This is a genomic window from Bradyrhizobium sp. BR 10289, from assembly GCF_019455385.1.
Taxonomy (GTDB): domain Bacteria; phylum Pseudomonadota; class Alphaproteobacteria; order Rhizobiales; family Xanthobacteraceae; genus Bradyrhizobium.
Genome location: NZ_JACOFR010000006.1, coordinates 278,533 through 299,960 on the forward strand (window position 1 = coordinate 278,533; position 21,428 = coordinate 299,960).

Annotated in this window: 19 protein-coding genes; 17 read left to right on the forward strand and 2 right to left on the reverse strand. The window is 64.1% G+C overall.

The window, feature by feature from the left end:
* The first annotated feature begins 16 nt into the window (after positions 1-16).
* The 6 genes from HYH08_RS14055 (at position 17) to HYH08_RS14075 (ending at position 5,341) form a co-directional block, all read left to right on the forward strand.
* Complete coding sequence (locus tag HYH08_RS14055; RefSeq protein WP_349631426.1) at positions 17-1,357, forward strand: GMC family oxidoreductase; 1,341 nt, start codon at positions 17-19, stop codon at positions 1,355-1,357.
* A complete protein-coding gene (locus tag HYH08_RS37805) occupies positions 1,335-1,784 on the forward strand; it encodes a GMC oxidoreductase (protein ID WP_349631427.1) in 450 nt (149 codons plus the stop codon). The genes HYH08_RS14055 and HYH08_RS37805 overlap by 23 nt, the downstream gene beginning before the upstream one ends.
* Entirely contained in the window at positions 1,781-2,161 is a 381-nt protein-coding gene (locus HYH08_RS14060) for a c-type cytochrome (RefSeq protein ID WP_349631428.1), read from the forward strand. The genes HYH08_RS37805 and HYH08_RS14060 overlap by 4 nt, the downstream gene beginning before the upstream one ends.
* A 124-nt stretch (positions 2,162-2,285) precedes the next feature.
* Positions 2,286-3,500, forward strand: coding sequence for a 3-keto-5-aminohexanoate cleavage protein (locus tag HYH08_RS14065; protein WP_220010397.1), 1,215 nt, complete (start codon positions 2,286-2,288; stop codon positions 3,498-3,500).
* Positions 3,501-3,558: 58 nt separating this feature from the next.
* Positions 3,559-4,473: an AEC family transporter gene (locus HYH08_RS14070; protein ID WP_220010398.1), complete on the forward strand. Its 915-nt coding sequence runs from the start codon at positions 3,559-3,561 to the stop codon at positions 4,471-4,473.
* Between the two features lie 25 nt (positions 4,474-4,498).
* Positions 4,499-5,341 carry an NAD(P)-dependent oxidoreductase gene (locus HYH08_RS14075; protein ID WP_220010399.1) on the forward strand — a complete coding sequence of 281 codons (843 nt, stop codon included), beginning with the start codon at positions 4,499-4,501 and terminating at the stop codon, positions 5,339-5,341.
* A gap of 136 nt (positions 5,342-5,477) precedes the next feature.
* Here the strand turns inward: HYH08_RS14075 and HYH08_RS14080 are convergent, their stop codons facing one another.
* Positions 5,478-6,086, reverse strand: coding sequence for a sll1863 family stress response protein (locus HYH08_RS14080; RefSeq protein WP_220010400.1), 609 nt, complete (start codon positions 6,084-6,086; stop codon positions 5,478-5,480).
* A 418-nt stretch (positions 6,087-6,504) separates the two neighbouring features.
* Here HYH08_RS14080 and HYH08_RS14085 point away from each other — a divergent pair, with 418 nt between their 5' ends.
* The 8 genes from HYH08_RS14085 to amaB are packed head-to-tail and all read left to right on the forward strand — an operon-like array spanning position 6,505 to position 16,540.
* Positions 6,505-7,971 (forward strand): FAD-binding oxidoreductase, encoded by a 1,467-nt coding sequence (locus tag HYH08_RS14085; protein ID WP_220010401.1) that lies wholly within the window; start codon positions 6,505-6,507, stop codon positions 7,969-7,971.
* Position 7,972: 1 nt separating this feature from the next.
* Entirely contained in the window at positions 7,973-9,058 is a 1,086-nt protein-coding gene (locus tag HYH08_RS14090) for an ABC transporter substrate-binding protein (protein WP_220010402.1), read from the forward strand.
* A gap of 26 nt (positions 9,059-9,084) precedes the next feature.
* Entirely contained in the window at positions 9,085-10,179 is a 1,095-nt protein-coding gene (locus tag HYH08_RS14095; protein WP_220010403.1) for an ABC transporter ATP-binding protein, read from the forward strand.
* Positions 10,145-11,953 carry an ABC transporter permease subunit gene (locus tag HYH08_RS14100; RefSeq protein WP_228747818.1) on the forward strand — a complete coding sequence of 603 codons (1,809 nt, stop codon included), beginning with the start codon at positions 10,145-10,147 and terminating at the stop codon, positions 11,951-11,953. The genes HYH08_RS14095 and HYH08_RS14100 overlap by 35 nt, the downstream gene beginning before the upstream one ends.
* A gap of 32 nt (positions 11,954-11,985) precedes the next feature.
* Complete coding sequence (gene dapA, locus HYH08_RS14105) at positions 11,986-12,891, forward strand: 4-hydroxy-tetrahydrodipicolinate synthase (RefSeq protein ID WP_220010404.1); 906 nt, start codon at positions 11,986-11,988, stop codon at positions 12,889-12,891.
* A gap of 14 nt (positions 12,892-12,905) precedes the next feature.
* Positions 12,906-13,781 (forward strand): IclR family transcriptional regulator, encoded by an 876-nt coding sequence (locus HYH08_RS14110; protein ID WP_220010405.1) that lies wholly within the window; start codon positions 12,906-12,908, stop codon positions 13,779-13,781.
* Positions 13,782-13,788: 7 nt separating this feature from the next.
* On the forward strand, positions 13,789-14,946 hold the full coding sequence (locus tag HYH08_RS14115; RefSeq protein WP_220010406.1) for an alpha-hydroxy acid oxidase: 1,158 nt from the start codon (positions 13,789-13,791) through the stop codon (positions 14,944-14,946).
* A gap of 28 nt (positions 14,947-14,974) precedes the next feature.
* The gene (amaB, locus tag HYH08_RS14120; protein WP_220010407.1) at positions 14,975-16,540 is read left to right on the forward strand and encodes an L-piperidine-6-carboxylate dehydrogenase; all 1,566 of its coding nucleotides are present in this window, start codon (positions 14,975-14,977) and stop codon (positions 16,538-16,540) included.
* A 278-nt stretch (positions 16,541-16,818) separates the two neighbouring features.
* On the opposite strand, the gene HYH08_RS14125 is transcribed toward amaB, so the two are convergent.
* Positions 16,819-17,655 (reverse strand): xanthine dehydrogenase, encoded by an 837-nt coding sequence (locus tag HYH08_RS14125; RefSeq protein WP_220010408.1) that lies wholly within the window; start codon positions 17,653-17,655, stop codon positions 16,819-16,821.
* Positions 17,656-17,977: 322 nt separating this feature from the next.
* On the opposite strand from HYH08_RS14125, the gene HYH08_RS14130 reads away from it, so the two are divergent.
* The 3 genes from HYH08_RS14130 to HYH08_RS14140 all read left to right on the forward strand — a co-directional run bounded on the left by HYH08_RS14130 (position 17,978) and on the right by HYH08_RS14140 (position 21,131).
* On the forward strand, positions 17,978-18,805 hold the full coding sequence (locus HYH08_RS14130; RefSeq protein WP_220010409.1) for an SDR family NAD(P)-dependent oxidoreductase: 828 nt from the start codon (positions 17,978-17,980) through the stop codon (positions 18,803-18,805).
* Positions 18,806-19,059: 254 nt separating this feature from the next.
* On the forward strand, positions 19,060-20,790 hold the full coding sequence (gene nifA, locus HYH08_RS14135) for a nif-specific transcriptional activator NifA (protein ID WP_220010422.1): 1,731 nt from the start codon (positions 19,060-19,062) through the stop codon (positions 20,788-20,790).
* A gap of 146 nt (positions 20,791-20,936) precedes the next feature.
* Positions 20,937-21,131 (forward strand): 4Fe-4S binding protein, encoded by a 195-nt coding sequence (locus HYH08_RS14140; RefSeq protein WP_211406101.1) that lies wholly within the window; start codon positions 20,937-20,939, stop codon positions 21,129-21,131.
* Positions 21,132-21,428 lie beyond the last annotated feature (297 nt).

The window sequence follows — 21,428 nt, forward strand, 5'->3', positions numbered from 1 at the left end:
TGAACAGGAGCGCGTCATGGCAAAGGTCTTGAAGGCGACGGATGCCGTGATTGTCGGCCTCGGATGGACGGGCGCGATCATGGCGCGCGAGCTCACCCGTGCCGGCCTCGACGTGGTGGCCCTGGAGCGGGGGCCGGATCGTGACCCTGCTGCTGACTTCGCATTGCCGGCGATCCGCGACGAGCTGCGCTACTCGGTTCGCCAGGAATTGATGCAGGACCCGAAGATGGAGACGGTCACGCTTCGCCACCGCCTCGACGACGAGGCGAGGCCGGTGCGGCGGTTCGGCGCCTTCCTGTCCGGCGACGGTGTCGGCGGCATGGGCACGCACTGGAACGGCAATACGTTCCGCTTCCTTCCCTCCGACCACAATCTCAGAACGCATCTCACCGAGCGCTACGGTCATGCGCGCATTCCCGACGACATGACGATCCAGGACTGGGGCGTCACCTATGACGAGCTGGAGCCGCATTATGCGCGGTTCGAAGCCGTCTGCGGCGTATCGGGCAAGGCCGGCAATATCGGGGGCCGGATTCAGGCGGGCGGCAATCCCTTCGAAGGGCCCCGCAGCGGCGAATATCCGAATGCGCCGCTGGTATCGTCGCACGCCAATGAGCTGTTCCGGCGCGCGGCGACCGAGCTCGGTTTGCATCCGTTTCCGGCACCGGCCTCCAACTCCAGCGCACCCTATCGCAACCCGGAAGGGGCCCAGCTCGGGTCCTGCCAGTACTGCGGCCATTGCGATCGCTTCGGATGTGAAGCGAACGCCAAAGCCACGCCACTGAGCACGCTCGCACCTGCGCTGGGCAAGGCGTCCGGCTTTCGCAAGGTGACCAATGCCTATGCGACACGGGTGCTCTACGATGCGCAGTCGCGACGCGCGACGGGCGTGCGCTACATCGTTGCGCTCGGGCGAGACCTACGACCAGCCGGCGGAGATCGTCGTTCTCTCGGCCTGGGTGTTCGGCAACACCCGCCTGATGCTGCTGTCGGGGATCGGCCAGCCATACGATCCCCGCGCGGGCACCGGCGTGGTCGGCAAGAACTATTGCTACCAGATCCAGCCGACGGTGCAGCTGTTCTTCAAGGACGAGGAACTGAACCCGTTCATGGGCGCCGGCGGTCTTGGCATGGTGGTGGACGACTTCAACGGCGACAATTTCGATCACGCCGATCTCGGCTTCCTCGGCGGCGGTTACATCTCGTTGAACAGCACCAATGGCCGACCGATTTCGTTCCGCCCAACGCCACCCGGAACGGCCGCATGGGGCGCGGCCTGGAAGCGGGAAACCGCGAAATGGTACCGCAAGACCGCGATGGTGCTGTGCGAGGGCATGAACTACGCATCGCGCACTAACTCGATCGATCTCGATCCGACCTATCGCGACATGTTCGGTCAGCCGCTGCTGCGGATGACGTTCAATTTCACGCAGAACGATCGCGCGATGGCCGATTATCTGCTCGGCAAGGCTGCGGACATCGGTCGCGCAATGAATGCGACCATCGTCGCGCCGCAGCCGCGCAAGGGCGATTTCAACGTCGTCTCCTACCAATCCAGCCACAACACCGGCGGCACGATCATGGGGCGCACGCCCGTGGACAGCGTGGTGAACCGCTATCTGCAGAGCTGGGACGCGCACAATCTGTTCGTGCTGGGATCATCGGTCTTTCCGCAGAACGCCGGCTACAATCCGACTGCAGCCGCGGCGGCGACGGCCTATTGGTGCGCGGACGCGCTGGTCAAGACCTATCTGAAATCACCTTCGCCAATGGTGCAACTGTGACGACACTCTCGATGCGCGGACTGAGTCTTACCGCGCTGCTGTTCGCAGCGACGGCCAACGCGCCGATCGCCGTGGCCGATATCGTCGCCGGCAAAGCGCTGTTCGAACAATGCGCAGCCTGCCATGGCGCGACCGGCGACGGCACCGAACAAGGTCCGTCCCTTCATGGCATTGTTGGTCGCAAGGCCGGCCAAGTGCAGAATTTCCGCTACTCACGCGCGATGCAGCGTAGCGGGATCGTGTGGAGCGAAGAGACGCTGGCGCGATACCTGTCGGATCCGCAGGATGTCGTTCCCGGCAATCGCATGCCTTTCGGGGGGCTCGCCACGCCCGAGGAGAGCAAGGACGTCGTGAGCTACCTGGAAAGCCTGAAGTAACGCACCTCCAAGACGGATCAAGCACCTGGCCGGCGCATATCCCTGCGCCGGACGCGCCACCCCTTTGCCGGAAGCCGGACCAAGCAACGACCAGAATCCCTTTCCAACAAGCAAGAGGACGAGAATGCCGAAGACCTTGATACTTGGATGCTGCTCGACCGGTGCGAAATATACACCTCTGAATCATCATCCGTCCGGTGACGCCGTGCTCGACCGCATCTGCACCGGCGTCGACATCGCCATCACCGAGGAGGAGATCGCGCACGAGGTGGAGGCGCTGACCAGTCTCGGTTGCCGCTATTATCACTATCATGGCCGCAATCCGCTGACCCGCGAGCAGACCACGGACAACGACGTCTATCGCAGGGTCAGCCTGCTGGTACAGCGCCTGTCGCCCGACATGGTGATCAGCTTCGGCGCCAGTCGGAACGGCCGGGAGGTGATCCAGCGGATCAGTGCGCATGGCGAGTGGGAGCGGGTCAGCCATGCGAGTCTGTCGCTGAGCGCGGGGGGCGCACATTTCATCACGATGCAGGCCGCCATCGAGCTTCAGATCGTCTGTGACCTCGAAGATCGCATCGGTCCGTTGACCCGTGAGCTCGTCGACAGCGATCTTTTCCTGCGCGAGGTCGAGCGCTATCAGCCCTCCACCCGTCAAGAGGAGGTCAAGATGAACACCAACTCCACGGCGAACGGCAACAATTACGGTCGATCGTCGCCCGCGGTCCAGCTGACCGCCTACGGACAAGCGGTCGCGGCACGCCGGCGGCTGCATCTGCTCGACGAGATCGAATGGGTCCAGACCATGCGCAGCTACGCGATGTCGCGGATGGCGATCGCGCGACACGACATCAGGCTGGCCGGAGCCGACCAGCTCAACGTCACCCTGCTCTTCGGTTTCTCGCCGAAGCTGCCGTTCCCGGAAACCTACGATGAATTCCGTTCCGTCGTCTCCATGGCCAAATCGCTCGAGCGCGATACCCCGGAGGGGGCGCGCAAGCGCAAGGTATCGATCACGGTGGGAGCTGCAATCCTGCCGCATCACGCCGCGCGCGAGGTTCGGGTGATGGATGTGGGGCCGTTGGCGGGCCATCCGCTCGACGCCGTACGCAGGGTGATCGGCTATGCCGCGCAGGACGACAGCGAAGTGGATGTGGTGCGTGTCGGCATGGAAGATACGCCGTTCCTGCTCGACGGCGACGGCAAGATCAGGCCAACCACCAATGTCGAGCTGTGCACGGTGGCGGCCGACATGCTGGATCGTCACGGCGTCACGGTGCAGACCGATCCCTCCGATATCACCGAGCGGCGGGCACCGTTGCTGCGAGCAGCCGCATGATCAGCATTGCGCCGGGCCGGGCCGGCGCAATTCCGACAATGCAAATCCGCTGAGAATCATGATGACCTTGACCCTCCTCGTGCCGATCTTCGCGCTGCTCGCTCTGGGCTTTGCCGCCGCCCGGAGCGGGCTGATCACGGCCGAGGCCAATGGCGGGCTTCTCAAGCTGGTTGCCTGCTTCGCAATTCCGGCGCTTCTCTTTCGATCACTTGCGGAAGGCGCGCAGGCGGCCGGCGACGGCGAGATCGCGTTGATCTACCTGCTCGGCTGTGCGGCACTGCTCGTCGTCGCCTTCATTTACGGGCGTCTCGCGCTCGGTTTGAGTCTGGCCGAATGCGTCGTGTTCGGGATGGGCGTGATCTATTCGAACTCCTCGCTGATCGGCGTTCCGATTGCCCAGGCCTTGCTTGGGAATCAGGGCGTCGCGCTGCTGAGCCAGATCATCGCCATTCACACGCTCGTCTTGATTCCGCTCGCGACGCTGTTGCTGGCATTCGGCAACAGCGCAAGGGGAGGCTCGAACGCGCTGATCTCCGCGATCAGCAACCCGATGACCGTTGCTCTGGCCGCCGGCCTCGTCTGGCGCCGAACCGGGCTCGCTGTTCCGGAGCCGATCGATCACGTCATCGGCATGCTGGCGGCCGCAGCGCCGGCATTGTCGTTGATCGCACTGGGTGCGACCGTGGCGCGCGTGCCGCTGCCGACCAATTTCGCGGCGCCGGTCGCCTCCGTCGTGCTCAAGCTCGTCATTCACCCGCTGCTGATCTGGTCCATTGCGCAGGCGATGGGTTTGCCCCGGGAGCAGATCCTGATCGCAACGATGACCGCGGCGCTGCCACCCGGCATCAACGTCTATGTCATGGCGTCGCATTTTGGCCGCCACGCCGAGGACGCCGCGCGCTCGTTCGCGCTGGCGACGACGCTATCGGCCGTCAGCATTTCCATTGTCGTCCAGGCGATCGCCTGGCGCTGAGTCCAGTCACGAAGGGAGAGCACGCATGACACCGACAATTGCGATCATCGCACCTGGTGCAATGGGAAGCGCCATCGCGGCACGCCTGAACCGGCAGGGCGTGAAGGTCCTCACGTCCCTCGAGGGCCGCGGCTCCAAGAGCAGGGCACGGGCGGAAGCGGCGGGCATGCAGCATGCCGAGGATCAGCGCCTGGTGGACGAAGCCGGCGTGATCTTCTCGATCGTGCCGCCGAGCGAGGCGAACGCGCTTGCCGAGCGCTTCGCCGTGAGACTTGGGCGCGCCGCCCATGCGCCGCTTTTCGTCGATTGCAACGCCGTCGGCGTCTCGACGATGACAGGCATCGACCGTCTGTTCCGGCGCGCCGGCGCGCGCCTCGTTGACGGCGCAATCATCGGCTTTCCGCCGAAAGGCGATGATCAGGGACCCGCCTTCTATTTTTCGGGCAATGCGGCGCCGGAACTCAAGGAATTGGCCAAGTATGGTCTCGACGTCCACATCGTCGACGGTCCCATTGGTGCAGCCTCGGCATTGAAGCTGTCCTATGCGGGCATTACCAAGGGCTTGGTGGCGATCGCGACCGCGATGGTGTTGGCTGCCGAACGTGCGGGAGCAGGCTCTGCGCTGAAGGCTGAACTGGCGGCGAGCCAGCCGCAACTGTTGGCCCGCTTCGCCAAGACGCTGCCGGACATGTACCCGAAAGCCTATCGCTGGGTCGAGGAGATGCACGCGATCTCGGAGTTCATCGGCGGGGAGTTCCCGGAGGCGCTGATCTACAAGGGGGCGGCCGGTCTCTATGAGCGGATTGCTGCCGACCTCTCGGGGGAGGGTGAGGCGTGCAGGCGCATCGATGCTTTCCTGGCGTCGTAGCGGGGCCAATGGCTGCGGAGATGGAGCGCGATCGCCGTGAATGCTCGCGGACGCGTGCTCCCGACGTCAAAGGACCTGAGAGGTCGGGAGAGTTGGATGGTTCTCTCCGGACCTCAACTGAGGACAACGGCGGTGTTCAGCTCTTCGAACCGGAGCCCTTCAGCGCATTCCAGGCCGCCTGATTGGCTTGATCGAACGATTTGCGGGCTTCCGCGAGCGCTGCGCTGAGGACGGACCATGACTCGCTGCCGGCTTGCTTCAGAGTCTGCAGGCGTGCTTCCGCCTCTGATGCATCGGATTTCATCTGCTTGAGCGCGGCTTCGAAATCCCCGGCATGTGCTGCGGCAACCTTGCCCGCCGCCTCACGGAACTTGTCGGCCGCCTCGCGCCAGGCTTTGGCTTGTGCGGCGGCGATGTCCTTGAAGGTCGTTTGCTGCTGCTCGATCTGCTTACCGGCGCTTTCGAAGTAAGTCTTCATTTGCGCCTCGAACCCGTTCCATTGCTTCTCGAGTTCTGTCCTGCTGTGTGCCCAGGCCGCTTCGCCGGCCTCGGCCTGCGTCTTGAACTGCGCCCGGAATTCATCCCGGCGCTTCGTCAGTTCGGTGATGATCTGCTGAGCCTTGACCTGGGACTCGGCCTTGGCTTCGCCGGCCTTGACCCCGAACGAAGCAAGGGCGGCATCCATTTCGTCGATGCGTTCCTTGGCCCAATTCAGGTAAAAATGGACGCTGCTCTGCTCTGACATGACGGTCTCCCTTGGCTGCTCGGATTGGATGATCTGCGAGAGCCGCCTTGCTCGCGTTGACTTGGCTCAACTTGCCGTCGTCTTCTGGTGCCGCGTCCTTCAGGCCGCGAGATAGGCAAACAGCCTTGCCCCTTCAGCCCCGGTTCGTGGTCGAGCCAGCGCTGGTCCTTCCTCGAACATGCGAACAGGATCGCCGCTTCGCATCGGATGCGACGCGCAATTGAAGCCAAAAGACCAGAGCTTTGCCATTTGCTCGAAGAGCGACGCGTCTCTCCCTCTCTCTGTTCGTTCCGCAGGACTTGCTTGACTCGCCGTCTCGCGAAATTCATAGTCACTATAATGCAATTGAAGTAATTGCATTGCGATTATTGTAGTCCGCGACCCGGGCCACTGTCGGCCCTCCCGGGAGGCAGGTTCGATGGCTCTGATCGAGGCGCTCAAGCGGTTGCTGGGCGACACGGCCGTGCTGATGCGCGATGAGGATCTTGCCGCATTCACCGAGGATTGGCGCGGCCGCTATCGGGCGCCGGCGCTTTGCGCAGTGCTGCCCTCGACAACCCAGCAGGTCGCCGCAGTCGTTCGCCTCTGTGTCGAGAGCGGCGTACCGGTGCTGCCGCAGGGCGGCAACACCAGCCTGTGCGGCGGCGCGACGCCCTCCGATCAAGGCGAGCGTCCGGTCATCGTGCTGTTGACGCGCATGCGAAGGATCCGCGCGATCGATCCAGCCAACAATACCATGGTTGTTGATGCCGGCTGCGTCCTCGCGACCATTCAGGAAGCCGCGGCGGCCGAGGGGCGGCTCTATCCCGTCAGCCTCGGCGCTGAGGGCTCCTGCCAGATCGGCGGCAACATCGCGACCAATGCCGGGGGCACGGGCGTGCTGCGCTACGGCAACACGCGCGAGAACGTGCTCGGACTTGAAGTCGTGCTGCCGGATGGCTCGGTCTGGGACGGGCTCTACGCTCTGCGCAAGAACAATACCGGCTACGACCTCAAGCATCTTTTCATCGGCTCGGAAGGCACGCTCGGCATCATCACCGGGGCGGTGCTTAAGCTGCATCCGCTACCGACGGCAGAAGCCGTCGCGTGGCTCGCGGTCGAGAATCCGCAGCGGGCGCTCGACGTGCTCGGCCTGTTTCAGGCGACGTGGAATTCGCGCCTCTCCGCCTTCGAGATGATGAACGCGGAGCAGGTTCGGCTCGTGCTCGAGCAGGTTCCGGGCCGTCGCTGTCCGCTCGCCGAGATCGATACCTGGCATGTGCTGGTCGAACTCTCCGACACCGGCGATGCCGGCGCGTTGGCTGCGGCCATGCAAGGCGTGCTCGAGCAGGCGCTCGAAGCCGGCATGATCCGTGACGGCGTCGTTGCCTCGAGCGAGGCGCAGCGCAAGGCGATGTGGCTGGTGCGGCATAGCGTGTCCGAGGCCAACAAGAAGGCCGGCGTTGGCCTCACGTCGGATTGCGCGGTGCCGGTCTCGGCGGTGCCAGCGTTTATCGACCGGGCGATGGCCTCGGTACGCGCCATCGTGGCGGATGTTCGGTTCGTGATCGTCGGCCATCTCGGCGACGGCAACGTCCACTTCATTCCGTTTTTCAGCTTTGCGCAATGGGACGCCATGCCGGATCGCGACGCGCTCGCACAGCGCATCCGCCGCGCCATGAACGACGCCGCAAGCTCGCTGCGCGGCACCTTCAGCGCAGAACACGGCGTCGGCCGGACGCTGACCGGCGAGATGAGCCGCTACAAGGCGCACGCCGAGCTCGCTTTGATGCGCGCCGTGAAGCAGGCTTTCGACCCAAAGGGCCTGTTTAATCCCGGCCGCGTCCTGCCGCCGCCATCACCAAGTGCCTCGCCATCTATCGCACCATCGCAAAGAGGGGACTGACATGAGCCATCTTCCGAAGATCATCACCTCCCGCCGTCGCCTTCTGCTCGGTGCCGGAGCCGGTGCCGTCGCACTCGCCGCGCCCGCCGTCTGGTCTCCAACCCGCGCTGCGGGCAAGCGAATCGTGGTGCGCGACGATGGAGGCATCTACACCAAAGCCTATGGCGCGGTGTTCTACCGTCCCTTCACCGAGGCGACGGGAATCGAGGTCGTCGGCGTGCAGGCCAATGCCGAGCCGGTCGCCCAGATCAAGACCATGGTCGACACCAAGAACTACACCTGGGACATGGCCAAGATCAGCTGGCCCGCGATCCTGCTGCTCACCACGGGCAGCAAACCCTATCTCGAGAAGCACGGCCTCGAAGCCGAGCCGGTCGTCAAGTCGATTCCGACCGAGTTCATGTCGCCCTATGGCGTCGGCACCAACGTCTACACCACGGTGCTTGCCTATCGCACCGACGCCTTCAAAGGCCGCAAGGCGCCGCAGTCCTGGGCCGACTTCTGGAATGTGAACGAGTTTCCCGGCCGCCGCGCCGTGCGCAAGCACCCCTTCGACACGATCGAGGAGGCGCTGATGGGGGCAGGCACGCCGACCGCTCAGGTCTACCCTTGCGACCTCGATAAGGCCTTTGCCTCGCTCGACAAGATCAAGCCGTCGGTCGCGGTATGGTGGACGAGCGGTGCGCAGGTCGAGCAGATGCTGACCTCGGGTGAGATCGATTTATTGCCGACCTGGGTGTCCCGTCCGCAGGCTGCGCAAGCCGCCGGCGCACCCGTCGAGATCGTCTGGAACCAGGGCATCTGGGGCGGCGACAATTGGTCGATCCTCGCCGGTACACCGAATGCCGATGCCTGTCGCGAGTTCATCAAGTTCGCCTCCGATCCGAAGCGCCAGGCCGCGCTCACCGAGTACTTCCCGGCCGGGCTGACGCAACCCGAGGCCTTCAACTACGTCAAGCCGGAGCTCGCCAAGAACTGTCCGACCTATCCGGACAACATCAAGGCCGGCCTGAAGATCGATGCGAAATTCTGGCTCGACAATCAAGCCGCCGTGATCGAGCGCTTCAACAGCTGGGTCCTGTCCTGAACCGTCTTGCCCGACCGGAGCAGCCCATGGTCTCGTCGAGCCTGCGCATCCTGGGACTTTCCAAGCGCTATGGCGACTTCGTCGCGCTGGCACCGACCAGTCTCGACGTCGCCAAGGGCGAATTTCTCACGCTGCTGGGCCCTTCCGGCTCGGGCAAGACGACGCTGCTTAGCCTGATCGCCGGACTCGCCCATCCCGATGAGGGCCAGATCCTCGTCGACGATGCTGATGTGACGCACAGCCCCGCCTATGCGCGTGACATCGGCGTGGTGTTCCAGAACTACGCGCTGTTTCCTCACATGACGGTCGAGGACAACATCGCCTTTCCCCTGAAGATGCGGAAAGTGAGCGAAGCGGAGGCGCGCCGGCGCACGATGGAAGCGCTGGAGACCGTACGGCTGCCGCACGTCGCAAAGCGCTTTCCGCGCGAGCTTTCGGGCGGCCAGCAGCAGCGCATTGCGCTGGCGCGCTGCATCGTCTACCGGCCAGCGATCATCCTGATGGACGAGCCGCTCGGCGCGCTCGACAAGAAGCTGCGCGACCAGATGCAGCTCGAGATCAAGCGCATCCATCGCGAGCTGCGTACCACCATCATTTACGTCACCCACGACCAGGAAGAGGCGATGACGATGTCGGATCGCATTTGCCTGATGAATGCGGGTGCGATCGAGCAGCTCGGTACGCCGGAGGATCTCTACTTTCGCCCGCGCTCCGTGTTCGTCGCGGACTTCCTCGGCGAGTCCAATTTGCTCAGCGCCACGGTACGCGATGTCGACGCGCACGGCCTCGACATCGCGCTGGCGGCTCAAGCCGCGCCGTCGCGTGCGGTCGGCAACGGAGCGCAGTTTGCCGCCGGCGAGCCCATCAAGGTCATGGTCCGGCCGCAGAATCTGCAAGTCGCGACCGCCGGAGCAGGTGGGCTCACCGGCCGGCTGGTTGACGTGATGATCAGCGGCAGCCTGACGCGGCTCTACATCGCGCCGGAGGTGGCAGGCCTGCCGCAGCTCGTCGCTGCCTACCCGACCCGCTCCGGCTCAGCGCCCCACGAGATCGGGCAGCTGGTTTCGCTCGCCTGGAATCCGGCGGATGCGGTCGCGATCCGCGATGATGGAGGGCGTTGAGGCCATGGGCGCAAAGCAGCGCGCGCTGTCGCAAGGCCGGATCTGGAGCTGGGTCGCAATGGGCGGCCCGCTCGGGCTGCTGCTCGTGCTGTTTCTGGTCTATCCGGTCGGCCAGCTGCTGCTGCTCAGCATCCACAACGACAGCGGCTTCACGCTCGCGCAATATCGCCAGCTCTTCGCATCTTCAGTCTATGTCGACGTTCTCCTCATTACGCTCAAGATCTCGCTGGTCACGACATTGGTCTGCGTCGTCACCGGCTATCCCATCGCCTATCTGATCTCCGTGGTCGGCAAGGAGCGCAAGGCGACGCTGCTGTTCTGGGTGCTGTTGTCTTTCTGGACCAGTTTTCTGGTGCGCGCCTTTGCCTGGATCGTGCTGTTGGGACGCAACGGCGTCATCAACAAATTGCTGCTGTCGCTCGGGATCATCTCGAGCCCGGCGAACCTGCTCTACAATTTCGGCAGCGTCCTGGTCGGCATGGTCAATGCCTTGCTGCCGCTCGCCGTGCTGACCATGCTCTCGGTGATGGAGAACATCGACCGTAACCTGCCGCGTGCCGCGGCGACACTCGGGGCGCGCCCCGGCATGGCGTTCTGGAAGATCTACTTTCCTCTGTCGCTGCCCGGTGTCGCGGCGGCCGGCATCATGGTGTTCGTCACCGCGATCGGATTCTTCATCGTGCCGGCGCTACTCGGCGGCCGGCGCGACACCATGATCACGCAGCTCATCATCGACCAGATCCAGCAGACCATGAACTGGGGTTTTGCCGGCGCGATCTCCGTGCTGTTGCTGTTCGTCGTGCTGATCGTCTTTGCCGCCTATGACCGGCTGCTCGGCCTGTCGACGATGACGGGCTCCGCCGCGGCCCGCAAGCCCGAACCGTCGCGTCTGTCAGAACCGCTCGCGAAGGTCGGCGACGTGCTCCTGACGGTGCTCGGAACGATCTCGGATGCCATCATCTCGCTGCTGCCGTCGCGCCGCCGCGACCGCAATCCGGACCAGCCCGGGCTTGGCTTGCAGGCGTTCGTCTGGACCATGCTTCTTATCATCAGCCTGCCCACGGTCCTGATGATCCCGCTGTCCTTCGGCAAAGGCGGGCTGAACTGGCCCCCGCAGGGCTTTACGCTGCATTGGTACGAGACCGTGCTGGCCTCCCCGGTGTGGACGCAGGCCATGCTGCGCTCGCTGATGGTCGGCGTCGGCACGGGGCTCCTTGCCATGCTGATCGGCACGCCGGCGGCGTTCCTGCTGGTGCGCAGCGACATTCCGGGGAAGGGAGCCTGGCTCGCCTTCATCCTGTCGCCGATCGTCGTGCCGCGCATGATCATCGCGGTTGGCCTGTTCTACGTCTTCGCGAATATCGGCCTGGTCGGCAGCGCCTTCGGTCTCATCCTCGGCCACACGGTCGTCGCGGTGCCCTATGTGGTGATGACCATGATGGCCGTGCTGCGCAACTACGATACGCGGCTCGATCATGCTGCCTCGAGCCTCGGCGCGCGGCCGTTCGCAACGCTGCGTCACGTCACCTTTCCGATCCTGGGCGCGGGCATGATGTCGTCGTTTCTATTCGCCTTTGCGACCTCGTTTGACGAGCTGACGATCGCGCTGTTCGCCACCGGCGGCCTCAATGCCACGCTGCCCAAGCAGTTCTGGGACGAGGTGACGCTACAGGTCTCGCCGGTCATCGCGGCCGTGTCGACCTGCCTGTTCATCTTCATGGGGCTCCTGATCTTCACGGCCGAACGCCTGCGTCGGCGCGCTGCCGCACGGTAGCCGTTCCACTCTCGAAATAGAGGTTTTCTTACATGCTGACTGCTCCTCGCCTTCGCGGCCTGTTCCCCGCCATTCCGACCCCGGTCAAGTCCGACGACACCGTCGATGCCGCTGCCGTTTCGGCGCTGTTCGCCTGGCTCAACAAGCAGGGTATCGAGGGCGTCGTGCCGCTTGGCGGCACCGGCGAATATGGCGCGCTGGCGCGAGCCGAGCGGATCAAGATGGCGGGCCTCTCGGTAAAGGCCATGAACGGCAGAGGTCCGGTGATCGCGGGTGTGCTGGACACCGGCTTTCACGATGCGCTTCAGGCGGGCAGGGAATTCGCCGCGGAGGGCGTGGACGGCCTGCTGGTCCTTACGCCATACTACACCAATCCGACTCAGGCCGGCATTCGCGACTATTTCCTGCGCTATGCCGATGCCTCGCCTGTGCCCATCCTGATCTACGAAATCCCCTACCGCACTCGGATCGCGATCGAACCGAAGATCCTGCATGAGCTCTCCAGGCACCCCAACATCATCGGCATGAAGGCCTGCAATCTCGACATGTATCATTTCCTGCAGGTGGTCGCCGGCGTCGACGAGAGCTTTGCGGTGCTGAGCGGCGAGGATAGCCTGTTTCCGCTGCATTTGGCGGCCGGCGCGAGGGGCGGCATCATCGTGACCGCGTGCCTGCTGCCGCGCGCCTGGCGGCAGATTTACGAGACGGCGATCGCCGGGCGCACCGCGGAAGCATTGAGCCTGCATCGTCGCCTGATCCCGCTCATGAACATGGCCTTTGCCGAAACCAATCCTGGGCCGATGAAGGCGGTGATGGATATGATCGGCATCGACGCACCGCGCATGCTGGCACCCCTGGTCCAGCCGGCGCCGGCGCTGGTATCCGATCTGCGCGTTGAACTCCGCAAGCAGTTGGCGATTTCCGAGAACGTTGCATGACGGGGGATGGCGACATGGCACGTTCTGGCCAGGGTGGCTCGCGGAAGGCCGGCAAGACGAAGGGCGAGGCAAAAGCTCGTGCTGCAACGCCTGTCGCCAAACGTGCAGAGCCAGGACGCTCGTCCCTGTTCGTCGGCTCGACCGAGAAGGCGTTCCAGGTCCTGCATGCCTTCGATGGGCCGCGACGCTTCATGACGCTTGCCGATATCGCACGGGCCGCCAATCTGGATCGCAGCGCGACGCAGCGGCTGGTCTACACGCTGGAATCGCTGGGCTATCTCAAGCGGATTGAGGGCACGCGCGACTACGGGCTGACCTCGAAAGTGCTGCAGTTCTCCCACAGCTATCTCAAGGCCAACGAGCTCATCGACAAGGCCTCGCCCTATCTCCTCGACATGAGCCGCAATCTTGGCGAGACCTGCAACCTGCATGAGCTCGATGGCCACGAGGTCGTGTTCGTGGCGCGTTTTCCCGGCCAGCACCTGATCCATATCGATTTCGTGATCGGAAGCCGGCTGCCGGCTTACTTCACAGCCTCCGGCATAGCCATCCTGGCGGCCCTTCCCGAAGCAGAGCAACAGGACCTCCTGAAGCGTACTCGACTGGAGCCACTCACGCCTTACACGATTACGGATCCCGGTAAGCTCATGGAGCAGGTCGGTCTCGCCGCCAAGCGCGGCTATTCGATCCAGATCAACCAGAGCGTCATGGGCGATATTTCCGTCGCGGCGCCGATCATCGACGAGCACGGGCGGGCCATCGCCGCCGTCAATATTTCCGTGCCCACGACGCGCTGGACCATTGAGCGTGTCGAGGCCGAGCTGGTTCAGCATGTTCACGTCGCCGCGACGTCGATCTCGAAATCCAAGTTCAAACGCTACGCGGCCTGAAACGCCGATGCCGATGCTCCTCAATGGCAGCGACTATCGCCGCCGCGCGCGACGATTCCTCCCGCGCGGGCTGTTCGAATATATCGACCGCGGCTCCGAGGATGAAACGGCATTGACGCGCCTGCGTGCCTCGCTTGACGCCATTACCTTGTTGCCCGCGGTGCTGACGGGGCACGACCGGCGCGATCTCGATACGGTGTTGTTCGGCCAAAGGATCGCTGCGCCCCTCGTTGTCGCGCCGACGGCGCTCGCCGGACTTGTTTCGCATGATGGGGAGACGAAGCTGGCCCGCGCGGCCTCGCGCGTCGGCATTCCCATCTGCATCTCGACGCAATCGGTGACCACGGTGGAGGCAATCCGGCGCGGCGCGCCGGATGCCTTGCTCTGGTTCCAGCTCTATGTCTGGCGCGACCGCGCCCTGACCGCACGTCTCCTGGAGCGTGCGAGCGCCTGCGGCTGCGACAACCTGGTCGTCACGGTCGATACGCCCGTCCCGCCCAATCGGGAGTATAATGAACGCAACGGGTTCGGCATTCCGCTCAAACCGCAGCTGCGCAGCATGATCGACGTGGCACTGCATCCGAGCTGGCTGTTGGGAGTTCTCGCGCGCTATCTCATGGGCGAGGGCATGCCGACCTACGGCCATTATCCGGACGCATTTCGCACCGCCATCACCCGCGCTGACGTCGCCGAGGCGGTCCGGCTCGAGCCTCGGCTGAACTGGGACGACATGCGCCGGCTGCGCGAGATATGGCCAGGCAAGCTCACCATCAAGGGCGTGCTCACGGTGGAGGATGCCGAAAAGGCGGTCGAGATCGGGGCCGACGGCATCGTGGTCTCGGTCCATGGCGGGCGCAATCTCGACTGTCTGCCGGCTCCGGCGGATTGCGTTCCGGGGATTGCCGACGCCGTGAATGGCCGTCTGACGATTCTGGCCGACAGCGGCGTCCGGCGCGGCACCGACGTCTTGAAATATCTGGCGCTGGGCGCGGAAGCCGTGCTTCTCGGTCGCTTGCCGCTGTGGGGACTTGCGGCCGGGGGAGAGTCAGGCGCCGAAGCCGTCCTGCGTATGGTCCTGCGCGAGATGGATACCGCCATGGCTTTCCTGGGCGCGCCTTGCGTTCCGGCCCTGCGGAATGGGCGCGCGCGCGACCTACGGAACTAAGATCATCTGCAACATTTGGAAAACCGCTATGTCCGTCAAATCAGCACCGCAGACGCTTACCGCCAATGCCGATCTTGCCGGCGAAGTCGACCGGCTTCTCGCCGAACTCGGCGTCAAGCGCTCCGACTATACCGAGGGCACCATCGTCGTTCGTACGCCGATCACCGGCGGGATCATCGGCCGCGTCGTGGAGATCGGCGCAACCGAAGCCGCTGGCGTGATCGAACAGGCGCACGCGGCCTATCTCGGCTGGCGGCTGGTGCCGCCACCCAAGCGAGGGGAGCTCGTGCGACTGTTCGGCGAGGAACTGCGCGCCAGCAAGGCGGCTTTGGGCCGACTGGTGTCGATCGAGGTCGGCAAGATCGTTTCCGAAGGCCTCGGCGAGGTTCAGGAAATGATCGATATCTGCGATTTCGCGGTGGGCCTGTCGCGGCAGCTCTACGGCCTGACGATCGCGACCGAGCGCGGCGAGCATCGCATGATGGAAAGCTGGCATCCGCTTGGCGTCACCGGCATCATCTCTGCGTTCAATTTTCCGGTCGCCGTATGGGCCTGGAACGCAGCCTTGGCGCTGGTGTGCGGCAACAGCCTGGTCTGGAAGCCGTCGGAGAAGACGCCGCTGACCGCGCTTGCGACACACGCCCTCTTTGAGCGCGCGCTCAAACGCTTCAATGAGGCCGGCGGAGGCGCGCCGCAGGGGCTTGCGGCAGTGCTGTTTGGCGGCCGTGCGATCGGCGAGGTGCTCGTCGACCATGCCAAGGTGCCGCTGGTCTCGGCCACCGGCTCCACGGCGATGGGACGCGCGGTCGGCCCGCGGCTTGCCGGCCGGTTCGCCCGGGCGCTGCTCGAACTCGGCGGCAACAACGCGGCGATCGTTGCGCCGACCGCCGACCTCGACCTCACGCTGCGTGGCGTCGCCTTTGCCGCGATGGGAACCGCGGGACAGCGCTGCACCACATTGCGCCGCCTGTTCGTCCACGAAAGCGTCTATGACAGCTTCATACCGCGCCTGAAACAGGCCTACGCGTCCGTCACCGTTGGCTCTCCGCTGCAAGACGGTAACCTGGTTGGTCCGCTGATCGACGGCGCGGCCTATCGCGCGATGCGGAGTGCGCTCAAGGCTGCGGCCGCTGCCGGAGGGCAGGTCCAAGGTGGCGAGCGGGTTGCCATCGGGGGGGCGGCTGACGCCTACTATGTCCGCCCGGCGCTGGTCGAGATCGCGGCGCAGACCGGGCCGGTGGCGCAAGAGACCTTTGCGCCTATCCTCTACGTGATGAAATATCGCGATTTCGATTCCGTGCTTGAACTGCACAATGCCGTTCCGCAAGGGTTGTCGTCATCGATCTTCACCAACGACCTGCGCGAAGCGGAAACCTTCTTGTCGGCCCGCGGCTCCGACTGCGGCATTGCCAACGTCAATATCGGCCCATCCGGCGCGGAGATTGGTGGCGCCTTCGGCGGTGAGAAGGAGACCGGCGGCGGACGCGAGTCCGGATCGGACGCGTGGAAAACGTATATGCGGCGTGTCACCAACACCATCAATTACGGTCGCACGCTCCCACTGGCGCAAGGCGTCAAGTTCGACGTGGCGTGACCAGCTGCGCTCCGGGAACGTCTCGTTCGAAGGAGCCGCATCAGTCGTGCGACGTTTTCTTGGTCGGATGTCCCACGGCTATGGCTGCAAGGTCGTCGGATGTCGTGCGGCACGGGCCGGCCGCTCCTCAAGAATTCGCTTCACAGAATGCGAGCACAGCCCGCATCTGACGGTGCATCCGAGGCAGCCGTAGACCTGCGCGGTCGAGCAGAGTTCGTCGTCGCCCGACGCGACGCCTCTGATGTCGTGATCGCTGATGACATTGCAGGAACAGACGATCATGCCGGATTCCGCTGTGTCGAGCGTCGGGCCGCGCAAAGCTTGATGGCTGCCGATGTCGCGCTGGCGATTGCGCGCCCCCGATCGTCGGTTCCCGTCCACTGGGCATGGCGCCCGCGCGGGTCGACCTCCAGCAGCTTGACGCCGGCCGGAACTTCGCTGCCGTCGCGGGCAATGCCGCGCAAAATTCCGTCGCGGGGCGCGACCACCGGAACGCCCGAAAGATGCCCCAACACGAGATCCCGGTAGACGCGCGTGCCGATCTCCACGGGCGTCCGCCAGCGGCCGGGGTGCGGGGAGTAGACGAAGCGTTCGGCGCCGACATCGCCGAGAGAACTCGCAACGCCGTCGGCGGCATCGGTCCAGCGCGTGTCGGTGATAAGCCCGATGTTGCCGGGACGGGTCTCCACCGCAACGTCGCAATTGAAGTTCGAAGAGAATCCGGGGCCCAGTCCGATGGTCAGTCTGGCGAGTCGTCGGAGGTCGGGTGTGATGCGGCGCTTCTGAAGCCTCGCATCGATCAGGAGATCGATCTGGCGGACCGGCAGAAGATCGAGCAGGCCGAGCCAGGTCACGAACAGCCGTGGCGGTGATCTCAACGCCCGATGCACCTGCATGCCGTCATCGACGCGCTCGGCAACCACGTCTTCGACCTGCGCGGTATCCGTGAAGAGGGCATCATGGAACGCCATCTTGCGCCGGATCACCGGCGGATCCGGATCATGTGACAGCGCCACGCAATAGCCGGCGCGCACGAGCTGGATGCCGATCGCAGAAGCGATCTCATTGGTGCCGAGGATGACGGCGAAAAGTCGTTGGTTGTTCGGCTGAGACATTTGAAACCACGTTTGCAGACAAGGCGTAGCAAGCCAGGACGCGCTTGAGTCTGAAACGAAGAGAGCAAGAGCCGGGCCATTTGGAACGATTGAAAATCAGCTCACAACCGTCGACCAACATTCAGGAACCGGGAGGGCGCGATGATTGCCGCATCGGGTCCGAAAGCCCACGTACTCCTGTTGCAAACCGTCCAACATGTCGGGAAGCCGACATCGGGACGCGAAAATCGCAACGATCGGTCGGCGGGGCGTGGCCCAAATCCTGCAAAGTTGCTCCACATGCAACGCCAGGCGTCCGGTCTGGACGCAGTGAGGAGCTTTTGTGACGCTCGATCTACTGGCCCGCGATGGCGCATCGGCGTCCGATGTCGCGCTCTGTCCGTTCCACGGCGACAAGTCGCAGGCGCGGGCTGGCGAACGAAAGACGCTGGTGCTGACCGGCGCATCCCGGGGAATTGGCCATGCGACGGGAAAGCTGTTTTCCGAAGCCGGCTGGCGGATCATCACCTGTTCGCGGCAGCCGTTCGATGGCGATCGATGCCCGTCGGATTCGGGGACGGACAATCATGTCCAGGTCGAATTGAGCGACCATCGTGCCTTGCCGCGCGCTGTCGCGGAGATCAAGGAGCGGCTCGACGGCCGGCCGCTGCACGCGCTGATCAACAATGCCGGGATTTCGCCCAAGGCCGCCGACGGCAGCCGGTTGAACTCGCTGACGACACCGGTCGAAACCTGGATGAGCGTATTCCACGTCAACCTGCTCGCGCCGATCCTGTTCGCACAGGGACTGGTCGACGAACTGAAGCTTGCGTCCGGTTCGATCGTCAACGTCACCTCGATCGTCGGCTCCCGGGTGCATCCGTTTGCCGGAACAGCCTACGCGACGTCGAAGGCCGCCCTTGCATGCTTGACCCGCGAGATGGCGCACGACTATGCGCCGTTCGGAATCCGCGTCAACGCGATCGCTCCTGGCGAGATCAAGACGGACATCCTGTCGCCGGAGACCGAGGCGCAGCTGGCACCGATCATACCGCTGCACCGCGTCGGCACGCCGGACGAGGTCGCAAAGGTGATCTTCTTCCTATGCTCGGACGCTGCCAGCTACGTCACGGGTGCGGAGGTACCGATCAACGGCGGGCAGCACGTGTGATCACATGGCCCTCGCTACTCGCCAAAGAAATGTGCCGATTTGCGCTGGATCAATGCGGAGATTGCGCTTTTGAGCGTGTCGCGCATTCCGACGGTAAATTCCGTGAGTTGGATGAGAAAGCGTGCAAGTGCGAAGGAATCTTTTTGCAGCGATGCCGACAAGTTGAGCGCGACTCCCGACACGACATGAATGAGAATAAGACAAATTCCAAAGAAGGTTGCGGGGAGGATGTAACAGGCAACGGAGATTCCGTCATGCTGCACGTTGGTTCCGTGGTTGAACGCCCGCAGGCCGATCAGATCGCGCCGATCGTGCCGCTGAACGAGATCGCGCTGACCGGCATCTTCGAGATCTCGAAGATATTGACGGCCCCGACCCGCCTGGAAACCACGCTCGCCAACGTCATCAACCTTCTGCAATCATTCCTCCAGATGCGCCACGGCGTTGTCGCGCTGCTCTCCGATGACGGTGTTCCCGATCTTGCGGTTGGCGCCGGATGGAGCGAGGGCAGCGACGAGCGTTATCGCGGGCGGTTGCCACAGAAGGCCGTGGACCAGATCGTTGCGACGGCGATGCCGCTGGTCGCAGAAAACATCGCGACCCATCCCGCCTTCAGCCCCTCGGACTTGGAGACTCTGGGGGCGTCGGAGACGACGCGTGTGTCGTTCATCGGTGTGCCGATCCGCATCGACGCCAAGGTGGTCGGGACGCTGACGATCGACCGGGTCTGGGACGAGCGGCCGCTGTATCGGCTCGACTCGGACGTCCGTCTGCTGACCATGATCGCCAATCTCGTCGGCCAGACCGTGAAGCTGCACCGTGTCGTCGCGCAGGACCGCGAACGGCTGATGCACGAGAGCTACCGCCTGCAGAAGGAGCTGTCTGAGCTAAAGCCGACGCGTGATCGCCGCAAGGTTCACGTCGAGGGCATCATCGGTGACAGCCCGGCGCTGCGCGCGCTGCTCGACAAGATTGCGGTCGTGGCCAAGTCGAACGCGACGGTCCTGCTGCGCGGCGAGTCCGGTACCGGCAAGGAGCTGATCGCCAAGGCCATTCATGAGCTGTCGCCGCGGGCCAAGCGCCCGTTCATCAAAGTCAACTGCGCGGCCCTGCCGGAATCGGTCTTGGAATCTGAACTGTTCGGCCATGAAAAGGGGGCGTTTACCGGTGCGCTCAATTCCCGGAAGGGCAGGTTTGAGCTCGCGGACAAGGGCACTTTGTTCCTTGACGAGATCGGCGAGATTTCGGCCTCGTTCCAGGCCAAGCTTCTGCGGGTGCTGCAGGAGCAGGAGTTCGAGCGGGTCGGCGGCAACCAGACCATCAAGGTCGACGTTCGCGTCATCGCCGCGACCAACCGCAATCTGGAAGAGGCGGTGGCGCGCAACGAATTCCGCGCCGACCTCTATTACCGCATCAGCGTGGTGCCGATGATGTTGCCGCCATTGCGCGAGCGGCGCAGCGATATTCCGCTGCTTGCCAACGAGTTCCTGAAGAACTTCAACACCGAGAACGGCCGCGCATTGAGCTTCGATCGGCACGCGATCGAGGTCTTGATGAGCTGCGGCTTCCCCGGCAACGTGCGGGAGCTCGAAAACTGCGTGCAGCGCACGGCGACGCTGGCGCCAGGGCCGGAAATCGTCAGGAACGATTTTGCGTGTTGTCATAGCCAATGCCTGTCGGCCATGCTGTGGAACGGCAGCTCCGAAGGCGCGTCGCAGCGATCATTGCCGATTGTGCCGCTCTCCGTTCTTCCAGCCGCTGCCCCGCGCGAGACGGTCGTTGGCGGCCCCCCGGCAACCGTGGAGTCGGCGGCTTCCGCGTCGGGCGCCGGGCTCGCCGGCAGTGTTGCGGAGCGCGACCGTGTCATCGCCGCCATGGAGAAGTCCGGTTGGGTTCAAGCCAAGGCCGCGCGCCTGCTCGGCTTGACGCCGCGGCAAATCGGCTACGCGCTGAAGAAGCACGGCATCGAGGTCAAGCGGCTCTGACAGCGGCTGTCGCAGATGCGACATGCTGTCGGGGCCACGACAAGCCGCCTTGGGCAGATTGCCGTTGAATTTCCGACGTTTCCCGGTTGGCACGACGCTTGAAAGGAGATGTCCGACGACATCATCTGCCCAAGGAGTCGGAACACATGTCCTACAAGATTGTCGCTTCGCAATGCACGGTTTGCGGCGCATGTGAGTTCGAGTGCCCGAACGCCGCAATCAGCCTCAAGCGCGACATGTACGTGATCGACCCGAAGAAGTGCACCGAATGCGAAGGGCATTTCGATGCGCCGCAATGCGCGGTCGTCTGCCCGGTGCCCGACACCTGCGTTCCGGCCTGAGGGCAAGTCGATGGTGTGGTCGAGGCCAGCAGTCTGGATCGGAAACCTGGGCACGGGCATCTGCCGCCGTGTCGCGCAGCTCGGCCGGCTGACGGTGAGCCCCGACCGGCATGTCACTCTGGTGATCGCGCGCGCTGCGAACCGGGCGCGCAGGCGGCCCAGGTTTGCCACGGTTGGATATGTCTCTTCGCGGACGGAGCGATAGATGGCGGCGGTTCAGGAGACCATCGAACGGGTTCGCGGCATCGACGTCGACCAGTATCGTTATGGGTTTGAGACCCAGATCGAGTCCGAGAA

Excerpts from the sequence above, each read along its gene's own strand:
- HYH08_RS14085 (WP_220010401.1), top strand. The coding sequence starts at position 6,505 with ATGGCTCTGATCGAGGCGCTCAAGCGGTTGCTGGGCGACACGGCCGTG.
- HYH08_RS14080 (WP_220010400.1), bottom strand. The coding sequence starts at position 6,086 with ATGTCAGAGCAGAGCAGCGTCCATTTTTACCTGAATTGGGCCAAGGAA.
- HYH08_RS14090 (WP_220010402.1), top strand. The coding sequence starts at position 7,973 with ATGAGCCATCTTCCGAAGATCATCACCTCCCGCCGTCGCCTTCTGCTC.
- HYH08_RS14125 (WP_220010408.1), bottom strand. The coding sequence starts at position 17,655 with ATGTCTCAGCCGAACAACCAACGACTTTTCGCCGTCATCCTCGGCACC.
- HYH08_RS14070 (WP_220010398.1), top strand. The coding sequence starts at position 3,559 with ATGATGACCTTGACCCTCCTCGTGCCGATCTTCGCGCTGCTCGCTCTG.
- HYH08_RS14055 (WP_349631426.1), top strand. The coding sequence starts at position 17 with ATGGCAAAGGTCTTGAAGGCGACGGATGCCGTGATTGTCGGCCTCGGA.
- nifA (WP_220010422.1), top strand. The coding sequence starts at position 19,060 with ATGCTGCACGTTGGTTCCGTGGTTGAACGCCCGCAGGCCGATCAGATC.
- amaB (WP_220010407.1), top strand. The coding sequence starts at position 14,975 with ATGTCCGTCAAATCAGCACCGCAGACGCTTACCGCCAATGCCGATCTT.
- HYH08_RS14115 (WP_220010406.1), top strand. The coding sequence starts at position 13,789 with ATGCCGATGCTCCTCAATGGCAGCGACTATCGCCGCCGCGCGCGACGA.
- HYH08_RS37805 (WP_349631427.1), top strand. The coding sequence starts at position 1,335 with ATGAACTACGCATCGCGCACTAACTCGATCGATCTCGATCCGACCTAT.
- HYH08_RS14075 (WP_220010399.1), top strand. The coding sequence starts at position 4,499 with ATGACACCGACAATTGCGATCATCGCACCTGGTGCAATGGGAAGCGCC.
- dapA (WP_220010404.1), top strand. The coding sequence starts at position 11,986 with ATGCTGACTGCTCCTCGCCTTCGCGGCCTGTTCCCCGCCATTCCGACC.
- HYH08_RS14110 (WP_220010405.1), top strand. The coding sequence starts at position 12,906 with ATGGCACGTTCTGGCCAGGGTGGCTCGCGGAAGGCCGGCAAGACGAAG.
- HYH08_RS14095 (WP_220010403.1), top strand. The coding sequence starts at position 9,085 with ATGGTCTCGTCGAGCCTGCGCATCCTGGGACTTTCCAAGCGCTATGGC.
- HYH08_RS14140 (WP_211406101.1), top strand. The coding sequence starts at position 20,937 with ATGTCCTACAAGATTGTCGCTTCGCAATGCACGGTTTGCGGCGCATGT.
- HYH08_RS14065 (WP_220010397.1), top strand. The coding sequence starts at position 2,286 with ATGCCGAAGACCTTGATACTTGGATGCTGCTCGACCGGTGCGAAATAT.
- HYH08_RS14100 (WP_228747818.1), top strand. The coding sequence starts at position 10,145 with ATGCGGTCGCGATCCGCGATGATGGAGGGCGTTGAGGCCATGGGCGCA.